The sequence below is a fragment of the Thiomicrospira sp. R3 genome (assembly GCF_029581415.1).
GTDB lineage: Bacteria > Pseudomonadota > Gammaproteobacteria > Thiomicrospirales > Thiomicrospiraceae > Thiomicrospira.
In genome coordinates this window covers 1,807,812-1,824,946 of record NZ_CP121121.1, presented here as the reverse complement: position 1 = coordinate 1,824,946, position 17,135 = coordinate 1,807,812, and the positions used below count along the sequence as shown (strand labels likewise).

Sequence of the window (17,135 nt, the reverse complement as noted above, 5' to 3'; positions counted from 1 at the left end):
TATTTAGGGATTTGTCTGTTTTACCAAAGCTATCTATTTAGCTGTAAAAATCACCAAAACCAAAAATAATAATTAAACCCAACACTGACCGGAATCCGACGATAAAAAATCTTTAAGCTAAAGCTACTTCCAATGTTTTGGCACTCAGCAGTTGTTCGGCAATGCACTCCAACTTGCCCTCTTGGCGTCCGGCATTCACTTCTGATCTCGGCCAATTCTGTAAATTTTCCGCCAGCATGGTTTGTTCCTCCGCTAAACTGTTTAATTGGTCTAGTTTAATCCCCAGTTGCATCCTTGTCACAAACAATATCCGCGAATTAGCCAGTATTGAGAAACTAACTTTTGAGGACTGGAGTCATAAAAGCCTGCTTTTATAACGCTTACCAAAGACAAACACGTCACCACCAGGCCTGGTTGTTAGGTTTACCTCACCGAAAAACCGCATAAAACTTAAAATCGCAATAACAAATTTCAGTGGCACAAACACCCTTTTGCATCTAAGAAAATTACGCACTTATCTAGCAACACTAATTTCTTTGATGTACTATTTGGCAACTTGTTTGTCGAAATAGGCCACTAAACCAACATTTTAGTATTCAATGTACCTGTCAAAACTCGGTTACAAGAACTAGATAAAATTACTGCACAACAATAAAACTAAGCGGATTTATCCATATGAATAATAAACTTTTGAATAAGTATTTCAGTCTCATAAACAGCGACGTAAATAAGACCGAATTTACCTGTCAAGAAAAGAACCGTATATATATTCCACTATTTTCTTCTTCGCCCCCTGTGTCAGAATAGTTGTCGCTTTTAGTAAACGAGACAGGTAGGCGGATTAGGATGTAAAATGACGCACGTAAATACACAAAGAAAAGAGGCGATACTCAAAAAACTATTGCCACCGCACAATCAACCGGTGTCATTGATTGCGCAACAAGAGCAGATTGGTAAATCAACCCTCTACTCCTGGTTAAAACAAGCCAAGCAGCAAGGTTTAGCCGTGCCCGGTAGTCAAGCGCATAACGCACAGCATTGGTCTAATGAAGCCAAGTTGGCGGTCATTATTGAAACCGCCTCAATGAACCAGCTTGAAACCAGTGAGTACTGCCGCCAAAAAGGCCTGTTTATTGAACAGCTCAAGCAGTGGAAAGACGAGTTCACTACCCAAGCCTCACACGCCAATAGCGACCTCAAACAAGCGCACGCTAAAATTAAAGAACTGCAAACCGAGCTCAGTCGCAAAGAAAAAGCACTGGCTGAAGCGGCCGCACTGTTGGTACTACAAAAAAAGTACCGCGCGCTGCTGGGGGACGAGGCATTATGACCACCCCTCAGCAGCGCCAAGAGATTATTGACCTGATAGAACAATCCGTTCGTGAAGGGGCACGGCGTAGCGCCGCCTGTCAATGCCTGGGACTATCTATGCGCACCCTACAGCGCTGGTATCCCAAGGGTAAAGGCTACTTAGCGTTTGACCAGCGTCCCATTGCTGTGCGGTTGCGTCCATCCCATGCGCTGAGCGAACAAGAGCGTTTATTGATCATTGAAACAGTGAACCAGCCTGACTATGCCAGTCTGCCGCCTTCAAAAATCGTGCCGCTATTGGCGGATAAGGGCAATATCTGGCCAGTGAATCGAGCTTTTACCGTGTTCTCAAAGCTCATGACCAGCTCCATCACCGAGGACGTGCTAAAGTTGCAAAAAAACCACGCCAGCCGGTGACCCATCACGCCTTTGCACCCAATCAAGTGTGGATGTGGGATGTTACCTGGTTACCCAGTCAAGTGAAGGGGCAATACTTCTATCTGTACATGGTGAGTGACCTCTATAGTCGCTACGGTGTAAGTTGGGAAGTGCATGCCGCCGAGACGGGTCACAACGCGGCTGAGCTGATGAATCAAGCGGTTATTAAGCATAAGTTATGTGGTGCACCCAAGCCGGTACTTCATAGTGACAATGGCAGTATCATGAAAAGCATGACGCTGCGGGCCAAGCTTGAATCACTGGGGATTCAACAATCGTTTAGCCGTCCTCGGGTTAGCAATGACAACGCCTATATTGAATCGTTCTTTAGAACACTCAAATACGTGCCTAATTGGCCTACAAAGGGGTTTAGTGACATTGAGCATGCGCGACGTTGGGTACAAAGCTTTATGGGCTGGTACAACGAGCAGCACCTGCACAGTCGGCTCAAGTTTGTGACGCCAGGGCAGCGTTATCGGGGTGAGGATAAACAGATACTTACCAAGCGAGGGCAGGTTTATGAACAAGCAAAGGCAAAAAACCCAGCACGCTGGCGATCTAAGGTGCGCGACTGGACACCGATAGGCGCTGTGGCGTTAAACCCGGATAATCTTGAACGGGTGAATGGATAAAATGGGATGAAAAACACGACAACTATCTTGACGAACACCGTTCGGTAGATCACTGTATATCTTTAAATATCTTAAATGATTGCAATATTACTACATCAATGTATGCGCTTGTTAGACCTTCTGTTGAAAACTATTTGCGTGCTATGTGGGTTAAATATTCAGATGAAGCTGGCTCACTGAACGCTGACTCAACAGAAATGCATTTTCCTAAAAGGATAGAATATTTGATTGAAGTTGTTACTCAAAAAAACCTGAATTAGAGAGAGATCATTCTCTAAAATCAGTAATTGAGAACACATTTATGAATATGCATGACTTTACTCATGGTGGTATTCAGAGTATTGCTAGACAGTACGATGACGATGGAGCCATGCTTACCTATGAAAGAGATAAAGACGAAATAACATCAATTGTTAAATTATCAGTCTTAATCTCATTATTATCGTATTCAGAAATTATCAACGTGAACACCACGAAAGAAGCCTTGAATTCTGAAGAGATAAATAAACTGGCTAAAGAGCTCATTGGGCTATAACAATTCACTCAACCCGGCCGTGCTAATTCGCAGCGGGTTATCACCACTCCATTAAAAGTAAGTGCAAGCATGAATATAAGAGTAGGAAGGTATCTAATCTATGGGTTAATCGATCCAAGAGACAGAGCTTTGTATTACATCGGTAAAACGCATAAACGTCGGGAATGGCGTTTAGCAGAACACATTAAGCACGCATTGGAAAATGACCAACGGCCAGTTTATGAATGGGTGAGAGCATTGCTTTTAGAGCATTTGGAGCCTGAAATTTTTGTTTGGAAAAAAATAAGTCCAGATTCTTCGTGGCGTGAAGCTGAAAAGGAAGCAATATCTTTTTGGAAAAACTATTCATCAGAATTACCCTACGCTCATCCACCCCAAACTAAAAAAAGCAAGCCTACTGAAATTAAGCGTATTGCTTTATTGAATGCAACAAATGGCGGTTAGTAAACTCTAACTTCTTAATGCTATTTATATAGCAGTACATAAAATGCCATTTCAGGGTAAGTTTACGCAACAAAATGGCTAAAAATGGAGGTAGGACAATGCAATATGCAATGAAGCTTGAAAAAGAAGATGATATTTTAATTGTCACTTTTGCTGATATACCGGAAGCCTTAACCGAGGTGCATATAGGCGATGATTTGCAGGCCATGGCAATAGATGCACTAGAATCTGCGCTGGAGTTTTATCCCGAAACCAAACGTCCGATTCCGCTGCCGTCAAAAACTAATGCCGCCAATGGCCTGGTGATTCCGACCGCGTTAGCGGCCAAAATCCACCTGTATAATACGTGGTTAGCCTCCGGCCAATCTAAAACCGAATTGGCGACCAAGGTAGGCATTGCGCCGTCTAACTTAAACCGATTATTTGATTTCAAATATCGTTCAAAAATCGAAGCGATTGAAGCCGCCCTACACGCTTTAGGCAAGCATTTTGAATTACAGGTGGCTTGATACGAAACCTTCCCCTCCCTACCCCGCCAATCCTTGATATTTTTGTGCGGCTTGGGTGACGAGTTCGCCGGATAATACAAAGTCTTTGAGTTCGTTGTTGACCAAATAACTCACTTCTAGCCCTTGGCCTTGGTGGGCTTGGATTTGTGTCCAACCGCCCTGCTGGCGTGTATTTTCAGCGGTGGGCAGGTGATAATCGCCGGCGACCGGGTGGTCTTCAAAATAAATGGTAAATTCTTACCTTATAAATCTTGGTAACTGACCTTAACCCGAATGTTTTGGCACGTGTAAATTATTCGGGTTAAACCCAGATCAGTGTGATGGGTTTTATAACACACGCATTCAAATCAATGCCATCGACTATTCCGGTCGCTACCCCACCACGTTTTATTGGGCAAACATTGGTATAATCGCCGCTTTAAATTAAAACTTTTGGGCAAATCAATGTTATCTCGACTTCAATATTTTCCGATAGGTTTATTTGGTGCGGTCATGGGCTGGGCTGGGGTCGCTTTATCCTATTATGCGGCCCACGAACTGATGATGCTTCCTGTTCTTGTCGCACAAATCATGCTGGGCATAACCGTGTTTATTTTTGTGCTGATGCTAACAACCTACACCTTGAAAATAGTGAACGAATTCAAGGCTGTAAAGCAGGAATTTAATCACCCTATTAGCTTAAACTTCTTTCCGACCATTAGCATTAGTTTTTTGCTTATCGGCTTGCTTTTGAATGATAGCTACCCTAACTGGGGCGAAGTCTTATGGTTTATCGGCGCGATCATGCAGCTGATCCTTACCCTAGTCATTATCAATCGCTGGATTCATCATGATACTTGGGAAATTGTGCATGCCACACCGGCTTGGTTTATTCCAGTTGTCGGAAATATCGTGGTTCCACTGGGGGCTGTGGCCTATGGGTATAACGAATTGGGTTGGTTTTTCTTTAGCATCGGCATTACCTTTTGGTTAATTCTTAAAGCGATTGTGATGTACCGCTTGATTTTCCACCCCTTTTTACAACCGATGTTGATTCCAACCCTGTTTATTTTAATCGCCCCGCCGGCAATGGGCTTTTTGGCTTATGTCGCACTCAATAATTACCAGATTGATAATTTTGCCCATATTCTTTACTACGCCGGGCTATTTATCACACTGATGCTGTTTGCTCAAGGCAAGCGTTTTATTAATGTGCCTTTTGCGGTCACTTGGTGGGCCTACACCTTCCCGATTGCCGCGATTACCAACGCCAGTTTTTTAATGTATGAACTTAGTGCGAATAAATCTTTTGGCTATATCGCCTCTTTTTTTATTGCGTTGCTGACCGCCTTAATGGTGCATTTAACCCTACGCACGCTGATTGCGGTCTTTAACAAAGAAATTTGCGTTCCGCCAAAACACTAACCGAACTAAGGGAAACGCCATGCAAAAACACGCCATTCATTACTGCCTAATGCCTGCTGATCCCTATGGACATCTTTATGATGTCTGTGTTGAGGTTCAACAACCCGACCCCGACGGACAAATCATTAGCCTGCCTAACTGGATTCCGGGAAGCTATATGATTCGTGATTTTGCCAAGCATTTGATCGGTATGAAAGCAACAACCTTGAGCGGCGATGCTTTAAACCTAACCTCACTGAATAAATCACAATGGAAAATTGCTCCAAGTGCTCAAGCCATACGCTTAAGCTATCAGGTGTATGCTTGGGACTTGTCGGTACGTGGCGCACATTTTGATCAGACTCACGGTTTTTTTAATGGCACCAGTTGTTTTGTGATGGTTGAGGGACAACGCGATCAAGCGGTTTCTTTAGACATTCAGTTAACCGATTTCACCGATAACCAGGCCTGGTTGTTAGCAACAAGCTTAAAACCCTTGAAAACAGATTCATGTGGTTTTGGGTTATATCAAGCCCAAGACTATGATGAATTGATTGACCATCCGGTAGAAATGGGGCGGTTTACTCAGGCTGAATTTTTTGCTTCAGGCATTAAACATCGTATTGTACTGACTGGAAAACATAACTGTGACCTAGAGCGCCTCTGTGCCGACCTCACCAAAATATGCAGCAGCCAACTTGAGTTTTTTGGTCAGCCCGCACCGTTTGATGAATACTTGTTTATGGTCATGGTGGTCGGAGATGGTTATGGTGGACTTGAACATCGTGCTTCCACCGCGCTAGTTTGCTCGCGTGATGTCTTACCTTATCCTGGTATGAGCACAGCGAATGACAGCTATCTAGAGTTCCTCGAGCTGTGTTCACATGAGTATTTTCACTCATGGAATGTCAAACGCATTATGCCCGCTCAATTTCAAACGCCAGACTTAAGCCAACCCGCTTACACCGAACAACTTTGGTGGTTTGAGGGGGCAACCTCGGTTTACGACTTACAGTTTTTATTACGTGCCGGCATTATTGATCAATCAAAATACCTAAACACCCTTGCGCAACAGATGACGCGAGTTTATCGCATGCCTGGGCGCTTTAAGCAAAGCGTCAGCGAATCGAGCTTTCATAGTTGGACCAAGTTTTATCAACAAGACGAAAACGCACCGAATGCGATTATTAGCTACTACACCAAAGGGGCTTTGATCGCCCTCGGATTAGACTTTGAAATTCGCAAAGCTACGCAAAACCAAAAAACACTGGATGACCTCCTTCTTTATTTGTGGCAACACTACGGCTTAGTGAGGCTAGGCTTAAAAGAAGGTGAAATCGAAACGATTGCCTCTCGTCTTGCTGGCAAAGATTTAGGTAGCTATTTTGATCGTTATTTGCGTGGAACCGAGGATTTACCTTTTGATGACTGGTTTGCTGAATGGGGTATTTCATTTGAACAGCGCCCCGCAACCAGTGCGAATGATCTAGGTGGTCGCTCTACTCAAGATCAGGCTTATCTCACTATAGGCGCCAATCTGCTTGACACTGAACACCAAACGCTAAAAATAACCCATGTTTGGCAGCAACAACCCGCTCATCAAGCAGGCCTGAGTGCCAACGATGAAATTATTGCGATTAATGGGATTAAAACCATCCGTACATCACAACTTGACACCCTGCTTAGTCGTGCCCAGTCAGGTGATCAATGGCTATGCCATGTATTCCGTCGCGATGAATTAATGACGTTTACACTTACCCTTGATGCCCCCGTACTCGACCGCATCCAACTTGAAGCGGATGAAAACTCGAAATGGCCTTTTGGTTGAAAAGGCTAAACAGGCTAAACCTAAATAAAATGCAAATTTCTCAACATTTAACTTGATTTCAATGCATTTCAACCACCTTGCAATGCATTATTTTTGCACAAGATAGTTTTAACCTTGGTTTTCAAGTATAATTTCAGCATCATTTTTTGGATGACTAATATGGCAAGCATTTTGGTTTTAAATGGACCTAACTTGAATATGCTTGGGCGACGCGAACCGTTAATTTATGGTCGCCAAACCCTTGCTGATATTGTAGATGAGCTGGAAACAATAGCCGATGATTTTGCTGTTCGGCTATGGCATTTCCAAAGTAATGCCGAGCATGAAATCATTAAACGCATTCATCAAGCGATGGATGATGGTACTGAGTTTATTATTATCAATCCCGCTGCGTTTACCCATACCAGTGTGGCTATTCGCGATGCGCTGGGCGCAGTCAATATTCCTTTTATTGAAGTTCATTTATCCAACGTTCACAAACGTGAAGCCTTTCGTCATCACTCCTATTTTTCAGATTTGGCTGTGGGTGTCATTACTGGACTGGGTTCAGATGGCTATCGTTTTGCCCTGGAAGCCGCTATTAAACACCTTGAATAACACCCTGTGATTCGTTGCAGACCCTTATAAAATTAGAGGAAATAAACATGGATATTCGTTCAATTCGTAAACTAATTGAAATAGTAGAAGAGTCAGATATTGCTGAAATTGAGATTAAAGAAGGCGAACATACCGTTCGCATCACGCGAAACAAAGAACCGATTATTATGCACGCGCCTGCGATGCAACAAACCTACCAAGCACAACAGATGCAAAGCCCACCCACTTCTTCAGTCCCAATCCCAGAAACCGCTGCACCAGCAACTCCGATAATAAGCGGTGAAGCGATTACTTCACCCATGGTTGGCACCTTTTACGCCGCACCTTCACCTGATGCACCTGCCTTTGCGCAAGTGGGTCAAAAAATCAATGTCGGCGACACCCTATGCATTATTGAAGCCATGAAAATTATGAATCCGATTGAAGCTGAAGTATCGGGTACTATCAAACAAATCCTTGTTTCAAATGCCGACCCAGTTGAATACGGCCAAACTCTATTTATCATCGAATAATCAACAGGAATTTTTATGGAAAAACTACTGATTGCTAACCGCGGTGAAATTGGGTTGCGAATTTTAAGAGCCTGCAAAGCCTTGGGTATCAAAACCGTGGCGGTCCACTCCACCGCTGATGCGAATCTTAAACACGTGCTAATGGCTGATGAAACGGTTTGTATTGGGCCTGCACCATCCAGCCAAAGTTATTTAAATATACCGGCTATTATTTCTGCCGCTGAGTTAACCGATGCTGAGGCTATTCATCCGGGTTATGGTTTTTTATCTGAAAACGCTAACTTTGCTGATCGTGTCGAAGAAAGCGGTTTTATTTTTATTGGCCCCAAAGGCGATACTATTCGCATGATGGGGGATAAGGTATCGGCCATTCGCGCAATGAAAGCCGCTGGCGTGCCTACGGTTCCAGGTTCGGGCGGCCCGCTTGGCGATGACGCAGAAACTAACCTAAAAATTGCGCGTCAAATCGGTTACCCCGTTATTATTAAAGCATCCGGTGGCGGAGGCGGACGTGGCATGCGGGTAGTACATACCGAAGGCAGTCTAATGAAGTCGATTCAATTGACTAAACAAGAAGCTGGTGCAGCGTTTAATAATCCTGAAGTCTATATGGAAAAATTCCTTGAGAACCCAAGGCATATTGAAGTTCAGGTTCTCGCTGACGGTCAGGGCAAGGCAATTCACTTGGGTGAGCGTGACTGCTCTATGCAGCGACGCCATCAAAAAGTAGTCGAAGAAGCACCGGCGCCGGGTATTACTCAACAACAACGTGATTATATTGGTGGCATTTGCGCTAAAGCTTGTATTGATATTAATTATCGCGGTGCAGGTACGTTCGAGTTCCTGTATGAAAACGGTGAGTTTTATTTCATTGAAATGAATACCCGTTTACAGGTTGAGCACACGGTAACTGAACAAGTCACCGGTATCGACCTAGTTAAAGCACAGATTGAAATAGCAATGGGCATGCCCTTAAGTATTAAACAAGAAGACGTGCTTATTACTGGTCATGCGATTGAGTGTCGGATTAATGCTGAGAACCCATCCAAAAACTTTATGCCTTCACCGGGAAAAATTACACGTTTACACCTCCCCGGTGGCCCGGGTGTGCGTTTAGACACTCACATTTATACCGAATATACGGTTCCTCCTCACTATGACTCGATGATTGGTAAACTCATTTGTTATGGAGCGGATAGAGATATTGCGATTTCACGTATGCATATTGCCCTGCAAGAGTTTGCCATTCGTGGCATAGACACTAATATTGATCTTAATATTGAAATTATGTGTGACCAAGGCTTTCGTGCGGGTGGGCAAAATATTCATTACCTTGAACACCGTCTTGAGCATTTAATTTAATGGCGTGGATTCAACTAAACATTATCGTTGAAGAAGCCCTGGCTGAATCGCTTTCTGATGCGTTGATGGAGATTGGGGCGCTTTCTGTCACCTTTAGCGAAACCGGTGGTCAAGAAATATTCGAACCTGAAATTGGTACCACGCCTATTTGGGATCAAACTCGGGTATTAGGTTTGTTTGATGCCCAAGTTAACACGACTGAGGTGTTATTAGCCTTGACTCAGTTAATGCCACAGATTAAACCCAGTGCTTATATGTTTGAGCTCATCGAAGACAAAGACTGGATTCGTGAGTGGATGGACCAGTTCAAGCCCATGCAGTTTGGCACTCATCTATGGATTGTACCCAGTTGGCTTGATGCGCCTAATCCAGAGGCCGTTAATCTATTGCTTGATCCTGGTTTAGCGTTTGGCACGGGGACCCACCCTACTACCGCTATGTGTTTGTCTTGGTTAGACAAACACCCACCTAGAAATTTAAGAGTGATCGATTATGGTTGTGGCAGCGGTATTTTAGCGATTGCGGCAGCCAGGCTGGGTGCCCAACAGGTTAGTGGCACGGATATAGATCCACAAGCCATTACCGCCAGCCAAGACAACGCCCAACGCAATCAGGTGAAGATTGAGTTTGCATTGGTTAAGGATTTTAGAGCTGAACCAGCAGATTTGTTAATCGCCAACATTTTAGCTGGGCCACTAAAAGAACTGGCCATTGAATTTCAACGCTTGGTTAAACCGGGGGGACAATTGGTGTTATCAGGGTTATTAAGCAGCCAAGCGGATGAGCTAGTTTCCCATTACCGTGACGTTGGTTTTACCTTAAACCAACGCGATACTAAAGACGACTGGGCATGCTTGTCTGGTTTTAAAGTATAACCAGGCCTGCTGATGGCCACTTTAAAAATTGGTCATTTCGAATTAGCCAACAATTTATTGCTTGCGCCTATGGCTGGCATAACGGATTCAGTTTTTAGACGCTTATGTATGCAGTATGGCGCTGGCTATAGCGTGGGGGAAATGCTCAGCGCACAAACTCATCTTTGGGATTCAAAAAAATCCTTAACGCGTTTTGCCAATCATACTGACCCTGAGCCTCGTTCCGTTCAGTTGTTAGGCACCGACCCAGAGCAATTTGCGCAGGCGGCTCAATTACAGGTTGAACAAGGCGCACAAATAATTGATTTAAACCTGGGATGTCCAGCTAAAAAAGTCTGTAATATTGCCGCAGGTTCGGCTTTAATGGCCTACCCAGAACGCGTTAAGATAATCTTTGAGTCAGTGGTATCTGCGGTTGATGTACCTGTTAGCGTTAAAATTCGGACGGGCGTTGATCAAACACAACGCAACGCCTTAGCGATAGCCATTTTGGCCGAACAAGCGGGTTTAAGTGCTATTACTATTCATGGGCGAACGCGAAACGACAAGTTTACTGGTCAGGTGGACTATGAATCCATTAAACAAGTTAAACAAGTCGTTTCTATTCCTGTGATTGCAAATGGTGACATTTCGACGCCCGAACAAGCTGAATTTGTATTAAAATACACAGATGCAGATGGCATAATGATTGGTCGAGCTGCATTAGGTAACCCATGGATTTTTCAACAAATTGCCTACTACCTTAAAACAGGTAATCAGCTAGAGAAACCTAACCATGACGAAATAAAACGGTGCTTGCTTGAACACCTTAATGGTTTATATGCGCTTTACGGTAAACTTCAAGGCAAACGTATTGCGCGAAAACATTTGGGCTGGTATAGCCAGCATTTAAAAAACGGCGAGCAATTACGCAGAGCGTTTAATCAACTTGATAGCTCGGCAGGACAATTAGCTCTTGTAGAGCAATTTTTTGCAAACTTGGTTCAGTTAAACACATGATTCTAAAACCCTCACCACACTCCTTAAGCGACCATTTGATTCAGACATTGGATCATTATTTTACGACCCTCGAAGAGCAAGACGCGTGTAATCTTCATGAAATGGTCGTTCAGCAAGTTGAAAAACCGCTGATTGAATATGTGCTTGCCAGAGTCGATGGTAATCAAACCAAAACCGCCAGTATGCTGGGTATTAATCGAAATACGCTTCGCAAAAAAATACTTCAGTACGATATCTGTATCGAACAAAACTAACCTGCTTCTTTTTTATATTTTAAATTTACGTTTGGAGACCCTTATGAAACCCGTGCGTCGTGCCTTAATTAGCGTTTCAGATAAAACCGGCATCATCGAATTTGCGCAAGCCTTAAGCAAACTCAATGTTGAAATTCTTTCCACCGGTGGTACCTATAAAGCACTTCAACAAGCAGGCCTGGTTGTCACAGAAGTTTCTGAATATACGGGGTTTCCTGAAATGATGGATGGCCGTGTAAAAACACTTCACCCTAAAGTGCATGGCGGCCTACTCGGCCGTCGTGGAACGGATGACGCTATTATGGCTGAACATGGTATAGAGCCGATTGATATGGTGGTGGTTAACCTTTACCCATTTGAAGCTACGGTAGCAAAAACCGACTGCTCGTTGGAAGATGCGATTGAGAATATCGACATTGGTGGCCCAACTATGCTGCGTTCTGCCGCTAAAAACCATAAAGATGTTGCGGTTGTAACTGATCCTGCTGATTACGCACGCATTCTAACTGAGCTGCAAGCGAATAATGGTCAACTTGCCCATGCGACCCGTTTTGACCTAGCGATTAAAACATTTGAGCAAACTGCTCGCTATGATGGGGCGATAGCCAACTACTTTGGTACGATGTTTTCTGACAATCAAAGCGATGCGTTTCCGCGCACATTCAATAGCCAGTTTGTAAACAAACAAACCATGCGTTATGGCGAAAACCCGCATCAAAAAGCCGCTTTTTATGTTGAGCGCCAAGCTTCAGAAGCCTCGATATCCACTGCGCGCCAGCTTCAAGGCAAAGAACTTTCTTTTAATAATATCGCGGATACCGATGCTGCGTTAGAGTTGGTTAAAACCTTTGACGATATCGCCTGCGTTATCGTTAAGCATGCCAACCCCTGTGGTGTGGCGATAGGCTCAAACTTATTTGAAGCCTACGATCGTGCTTACAAAACCGACCCAACCTCTGCATTTGGCGGCATTATTGCGCTTAACCGTGAACTCGATAGCCAAACCGCGCAAGCTATTATTGAGCGCCAATTTGTTGAAGTCATTATTGCACCGAGCGTTAGCAACGAAGCACAATCCATTATTGAATTCAAAAAAAATATCCGTCTATTAGTCTGTGGCGAACTAACCAACCAACAAGCGGCTTATGACTATAAGCGCGTTACGGGTGGTTTATTAGTGCAAGATCGTGATTTAGGTATGATAAGCGAAGCAGACTTAAAAGTAGTAACCGAAAAAGCCCCTACCCCTGAGCAAATGAAGGATTTATTATTTGCCTGGAAAGTCGCTAAGTATGTTAAATCTAATGCGATTGTTTATGTCAAAGACGGCATGACCATTGGTGTAGGCGCAGGACAAATGAGCCGTGTATACAGTGCAAAAATTGCAGGTATTAAAGCACAAGATGAAGGCTTGGAAGTACCAGGCTCTGTGATGGCCTCTGACGCTTTTTTCCCTTTCCGTGATGGCATAGATGCCGCTGCGGCAGCAGGAATAAGCGCGGTGATTCACCCTGGTGGTTCAATGCGCGACGAAGAAGTCATTGCAGCAGCCAATGAGCATGGCATTGCAATGGTGTTTACCGGTATGCGCCACTTCAAACATTAATAAAGGAAGCAACACATGAAAGTATTAATTATAGGTGGTGGTGGGCGTGAACATGCCCTAGCATGGAAAACAGCGCAATCACCTAATGTAACTCAAGTCTATGTGGCACCGGGTAATGCCGGCACAGCGATTGAACCTAACCTAACAAACGTCAATATTCAAGTTACTAATATACCAGGCCTGGTTAAGTTTGCACAAGACAATCAAATAGGTTTAGCCATTGTTGGCCCTGAAGTACCCCTGGTATTAGGTGTTGTTGATGCCTTCCAAGCGGCAGGGTTAAAATGCTTTGGCCCGTCTAAAGCGGCAGCCCAACTGGAAGGGTCAAAAGCGTTCAGTAAAGACTTTTTGGCTAAACACAAGATTCCAACTGCGCAATATAAAGTCTTTACAGATATTGACCCTGCCCTGCAATATATTGCAGAAAAGGGAACACCGATTGTGATTAAGGCGGATGGTTTAGCCGCAGGCAAAGGGGTGATTCTTGCACAAAGCCAGCACGAAGCAGAAGAAGCCGTTCGTGATATGCTTGCTGGGAATAAATTCGGTGAAGCCGGCTCACGCGTGGTGATTGAAGAGTTTTTATATGGTGAAGAAGCCAGTTTTATTGTTATGGCTGATGGTGAACATGTTTTACCTATGGCGACCTCGCAAGACCATAAAACACGTGATGATGGCGACCAAGGCCCGAACACGGGTGGGATGGGGGCCTATACCCCTGCGCCGGTCGTCACACCGGCTATTCATCAGCGCATTATGAATGAAGTCATTTACCCAACCATAAAAGGTATGGCCGAGGATGGCCTCCCCTACACCGGCTTTTTATATGCTGGCGTTATGATTTCACCTGATGGAACACCCAAAGTGCTTGAGTTTAATTGCCGCTTTGGTGATCCAGAAACCCAACCTATTATGATGCGTTTAAAATCAGATCTCGCTGATTTGTGTTTAGCCGCTTTAGATAAAAGTCTTGACACGATTCATGCTGAATGGGATAGCCGCGCGGCTTTGGGCGTCGTTCTAGCTGCAGGCGGTTATCCTGATAATTATACTAAGGGCGATGTTATCGAAGGCCTTGATAATGTAAATGGCCCTGATGTTAAAGTATTTCATGCAGGAACGGCTTTAAATGAAAATAATCAAGTCGTTACTGCAGGTGGACGGGTGCTTTGTGTAACGGCATTGGGCGATAGTGTAAGCGCTGCACAGCAACGTGCCTACCAAGCAGTTAAGGAAATAACTTGGAAAGGCTGTTTCTCACGCTCAGATATTGGTTACCGCGCAGTCGCTCGTGAACAATAAATCAGCTAGTTAGAATCTACTTTTCTTCAACCGTCTAGGTTAGAATGCTTTTGAAGCTTCTTCCTAGACAAAAAGGATTTCACCATGTATTTCGATACCGTCCATAATTTCTACGAACGTCACGTTATTAACGAAATCACCGAAAACTACAAAAACTCCGGTCTTGACGATGAGCAATTAGCCGATATGGCTTGTATAGCACTCAACCAAATCCCACCTCGTTATATTCGACATGACATTGATATGAGCTTTTATATGTCACCCGTTGAATATGAAGAAATGGGGGTGCGTGTGAAAGTAGCAGTCAAAAAGGCCTTTAACAGAATTCAAACCTCTGATCATTAGATTAGCCTTGCCAAGCCGCTTTATCTAGCAAAGTATAGGTTGTATCCTTACCCTTAGGGATACTAATAGGCAAACTGCCATGTATTAGCCATTGTTGAATCGCGGGGTGCTTGGTTTTGCCGGTGATTAACTTGATGAGTTGGCGGCTGTTGCTGAGGGCGCCATAGGACAGGCTTATGCGCTCAGCAGGTGGTTTAGGGGAGTTGTTCACGCTAATCACTGACTCGCTGGCATGTTGATTTTCATGCCCAGGAAACAAGCTAGCGGTATGACCATCTTCACCCATTCCAAGCATCACACAATCAAACTGCGCAACCGCGTCTATCACTTGCTGATAGGCTTGGCGGGATTTTTCTAGCCCGAGTTCGGTGGGCATTAAAAAGACATTTTCAGCGGGAATTGTAACTTTCGACAACCAGGCCTGGTTAAGCGCCGTTGAGTTTCTTTCAGGATTATTAAGCGGCAAAACACGTTCATCACCCATATAAACATACCAGTTTGACCAATCTTGATCAGTGCGCTCTGCCAGCAGTTGGTAACAACGATTCGGTGTTGTGCCGCCTGCTGTGACCAGGTGAAACGCGCCGCGCTCGCTGATCGCTATCTCCGCTTGTTGAACAATCAGCGCAACGGCCTGTTGCGCTAAGATTTCGGCATTTTCGAAAACCTGCCAGCCAGCTGGCAAATTTAAGGCGTTATTTGCGATGATCACGATTTTTGTTCCTCACATTCAGGCTCCAACGAGGTACGCCAGCTTTGACCAGGTTGATCGAACAGTTTCACCGAGTCTCTTGGCCCCCAACTGCCCGATGGATAGGTATCAATATAACCACGTTCTGAAGACCAGGCCTGCAATACCGGATCTACCACTTTCCATGCGGCTTTAACTTCATCGTAACGCAAAAACAGTGAGCGATCACCGCGAATCACATCGAGCAACAAGTCTTCATAGGCGTCATTGGCTAACTCGCCTTTTTGGCGCATTGAGGCATCCAAACTAATTTGGCGGGTGTTGATTTCTAATCCAGGTTGTTTAACGGTCATTTCAATTCGAATTGCCTCATTCGGTTGAATACCAAACACCAACCAGTTAGGCTCCATTTTTTTCACCTGTGACTCACGGAAAAACTGCTTAGGTGGGTGTTTAAAACAAATGGAAATCAGTGTTTGGTTTTTAGGCATGTTTTTACCGGTTTGTACATAAAACGGTACCCCCGCCCAACGCCAGTTTTCGATATAGAGTTTTAACGCGGCATAGGTTTCTGTCACGCTATCGGCTGATACACCGGGTTCTTCTAAATATGACACGGCAGGTTGTTTATTTACCGTGCCAGCGGCATACTGCGCACGATAGGCTTGGGCGTTAACCGCGTTTTTGTTAATCGGACGAACCGACTTTAGCAATTTTACTTTTTCATCACGCAGCGATTCTGCATCCATCGACGCAGGCGGCTCCATCGCAATCAAAGCAAGAAGTTGCAGCAGATGGCTTTGAATCATATCGCGCAATGCGCCACTGGTGTCGTAGTAGCCCGCACGGGTACCGATCGGTTTGGCTTCGGCATGGGTGATTTGTACATGATCAATGTAGTTGCGGTTCCACAAGGGTTCCATCAATAGATTCGCAAAACGAAAAACCATCAAGTTCTGCACCATGCCTTTTCCAAGATAATGGTCAATACGGTACATCTGGGTTTCATCAAGGAATTTATTGAGCTGCATTTGCAAGCTTTTGGCGCTTTCTATGTCATAGCCGAACGGCTTTTCAAACACCACTCGCTTCCAGCCTTTTTGCTGGTCTAGCAGCTTGACCTTGGCGAGGTTTTCCACCACGGTGCTAAAATCTTTTGGGCTGATCGACAAATAAAATGCCATGTTTTGTGAGTAACCCTGCTGTTGAAAATAATCCGCCATCTGCACAAAGCTAGCGGCATCATCGTTATCCACTTTAACATAATCAAACCGAGCACAAAACCGCTCAAACACTTGCGTTTTTAAGCCGCCACGCGCCAAAGGAGTTACCGATTCGCGCGCGACTTCAACCCAATCATCACGCGTCCAATCACGACGTCCAACCGCCACAATCCGCAAACAATCGGCTAAACGACCCATTTCTTCAAGATGGTAAAACGCGGGCATTAACTTGGTCAGCGAGAGATTGCCAGTCGCGCCAAAAATCACATAGGTACAGGATTCAGACATA

The 17,135-nt window shown here is 44.5% G+C and carries 17 protein-coding genes and 1 pseudogene; 15 read left to right on the top strand and 3 right to left on the bottom strand.

Annotated features, from left to right (window positions below; translation table 11 throughout):
* Window positions 1-112: 112 nt before the first annotated feature.
* Window positions 113-301, bottom strand: a complete 189-nt coding sequence (locus P8S55_RS09345; protein WP_289223939.1) for a hypothetical protein — start codon at window positions 299-301, stop codon at window positions 113-115.
* A gap of 552 nt (window positions 302-853) precedes the next feature.
* On the opposite strand from P8S55_RS09345, the pseudogene P8S55_RS09340 reads away from it, so the two are divergent.
* The 15 genes and pseudogenes from P8S55_RS09340 (at window position 854) to P8S55_RS09270 (ending at window position 14,932) form a co-directional block, all read left to right on the top strand.
* Window positions 854-2,381: pseudogene (locus tag P8S55_RS09340) on the top strand (IS3 family transposase).
* Between the two features lie 301 nt (window positions 2,382-2,682).
* Window positions 2,683-2,916, top strand: coding sequence for a hypothetical protein (locus P8S55_RS09335; RefSeq protein ID WP_289223938.1), 234 nt, complete (start codon window positions 2,683-2,685; stop codon window positions 2,914-2,916).
* A 69-nt stretch (window positions 2,917-2,985) separates the two neighbouring features.
* Window positions 2,986-3,360, top strand: coding sequence for a GIY-YIG nuclease family protein (locus P8S55_RS09330; RefSeq protein WP_289223937.1), 375 nt, complete (start codon window positions 2,986-2,988; stop codon window positions 3,358-3,360).
* A 98-nt stretch (window positions 3,361-3,458) separates the two neighbouring features.
* The gene (locus P8S55_RS09325) at window positions 3,459-3,869 is read left to right on the top strand and encodes a type II toxin-antitoxin system HicB family antitoxin (protein ID WP_289223936.1); all 411 of its coding nucleotides are present in this window, start codon (window positions 3,459-3,461) and stop codon (window positions 3,867-3,869) included.
* Window positions 3,870-4,313: 444 nt separating this feature from the next.
* A complete protein-coding gene (locus P8S55_RS09320; protein WP_289223935.1) occupies window positions 4,314-5,273 on the top strand; it encodes an SLAC1 anion channel family protein in 960 nt (319 codons plus the stop codon).
* A 19-nt stretch (window positions 5,274-5,292) separates the two neighbouring features.
* Window positions 5,293-7,080, top strand: coding sequence for a M61 family metallopeptidase (locus P8S55_RS09315; RefSeq protein ID WP_289223934.1), 1,788 nt, complete (start codon window positions 5,293-5,295; stop codon window positions 7,078-7,080).
* Between the two features lie 159 nt (window positions 7,081-7,239).
* Complete coding sequence (gene aroQ / locus P8S55_RS09310; protein ID WP_289223933.1) at window positions 7,240-7,677, top strand: type II 3-dehydroquinate dehydratase; 438 nt, start codon at window positions 7,240-7,242, stop codon at window positions 7,675-7,677.
* Window positions 7,678-7,724: 47 nt separating this feature from the next.
* Window positions 7,725-8,189 carry an acetyl-CoA carboxylase biotin carboxyl carrier protein gene (accB, locus tag P8S55_RS09305; protein ID WP_289223932.1) on the top strand — a complete coding sequence of 155 codons (465 nt, stop codon included), beginning with the start codon at window positions 7,725-7,727 and terminating at the stop codon, window positions 8,187-8,189.
* Between the two features lie 15 nt (window positions 8,190-8,204).
* Complete coding sequence (accC, locus tag P8S55_RS09300) at window positions 8,205-9,551, top strand: acetyl-CoA carboxylase biotin carboxylase subunit (RefSeq protein WP_289223931.1); 1,347 nt, start codon at window positions 8,205-8,207, stop codon at window positions 9,549-9,551.
* Entirely contained in the window at window positions 9,551-10,426 is an 876-nt protein-coding gene (prmA, locus tag P8S55_RS09295; protein WP_289223930.1) for a 50S ribosomal protein L11 methyltransferase, read from the top strand. Before accC ends, prmA begins: the two co-directional genes overlap by 1 nt.
* Before the next feature lie 12 nt (window positions 10,427-10,438).
* The gene (gene dusB / locus P8S55_RS09290) at window positions 10,439-11,425 is read left to right on the top strand and encodes a tRNA dihydrouridine synthase DusB (protein ID WP_353957011.1); all 987 of its coding nucleotides are present in this window, start codon (window positions 10,439-10,441) and stop codon (window positions 11,423-11,425) included.
* Window positions 11,426-11,460: 35 nt separating this feature from the next.
* On the top strand, window positions 11,461-11,679 hold the full coding sequence (locus tag P8S55_RS09285; RefSeq protein ID WP_289223929.1) for a helix-turn-helix domain-containing protein: 219 nt from the start codon (window positions 11,461-11,463) through the stop codon (window positions 11,677-11,679).
* 43 nt (window positions 11,680-11,722) lie between these two features.
* The gene (gene purH, locus P8S55_RS09280) at window positions 11,723-13,285 is read left to right on the top strand and encodes a bifunctional phosphoribosylaminoimidazolecarboxamide formyltransferase/IMP cyclohydrolase (protein ID WP_289223928.1); all 1,563 of its coding nucleotides are present in this window, start codon (window positions 11,723-11,725) and stop codon (window positions 13,283-13,285) included.
* Between the two features lie 15 nt (window positions 13,286-13,300).
* Window positions 13,301-14,587 (top strand): phosphoribosylamine--glycine ligase, encoded by a 1,287-nt coding sequence (gene purD, locus P8S55_RS09275; RefSeq protein ID WP_289223927.1) that lies wholly within the window; start codon window positions 13,301-13,303, stop codon window positions 14,585-14,587.
* 84 nt (window positions 14,588-14,671) lie between these two features.
* Window positions 14,672-14,932 carry a late competence development ComFB family protein gene (locus P8S55_RS09270; protein WP_289223926.1) on the top strand — a complete coding sequence of 87 codons (261 nt, stop codon included), beginning with the start codon at window positions 14,672-14,674 and terminating at the stop codon, window positions 14,930-14,932.
* A 1-nt stretch (window position 14,933) separates the two neighbouring features.
* Here the strand turns inward: P8S55_RS09270 and pgl are convergent, their stop codons facing one another.
* Together pgl and zwf are read right to left on the bottom strand one after the other, a co-directional pair.
* Window positions 14,934-15,644 (bottom strand): 6-phosphogluconolactonase, encoded by a 711-nt coding sequence (gene pgl / locus P8S55_RS09265; RefSeq protein WP_289223925.1) that lies wholly within the window; start codon window positions 15,642-15,644, stop codon window positions 14,934-14,936.
* The gene (gene zwf / locus P8S55_RS09260) at window positions 15,641-17,134 is read right to left on the bottom strand and encodes a glucose-6-phosphate dehydrogenase (protein ID WP_289223924.1); all 1,494 of its coding nucleotides are present in this window, start codon (window positions 17,132-17,134) and stop codon (window positions 15,641-15,643) included. Before zwf ends, pgl begins: the two co-directional genes overlap by 4 nt.
* Window position 17,135 lies beyond the last annotated feature (1 nt).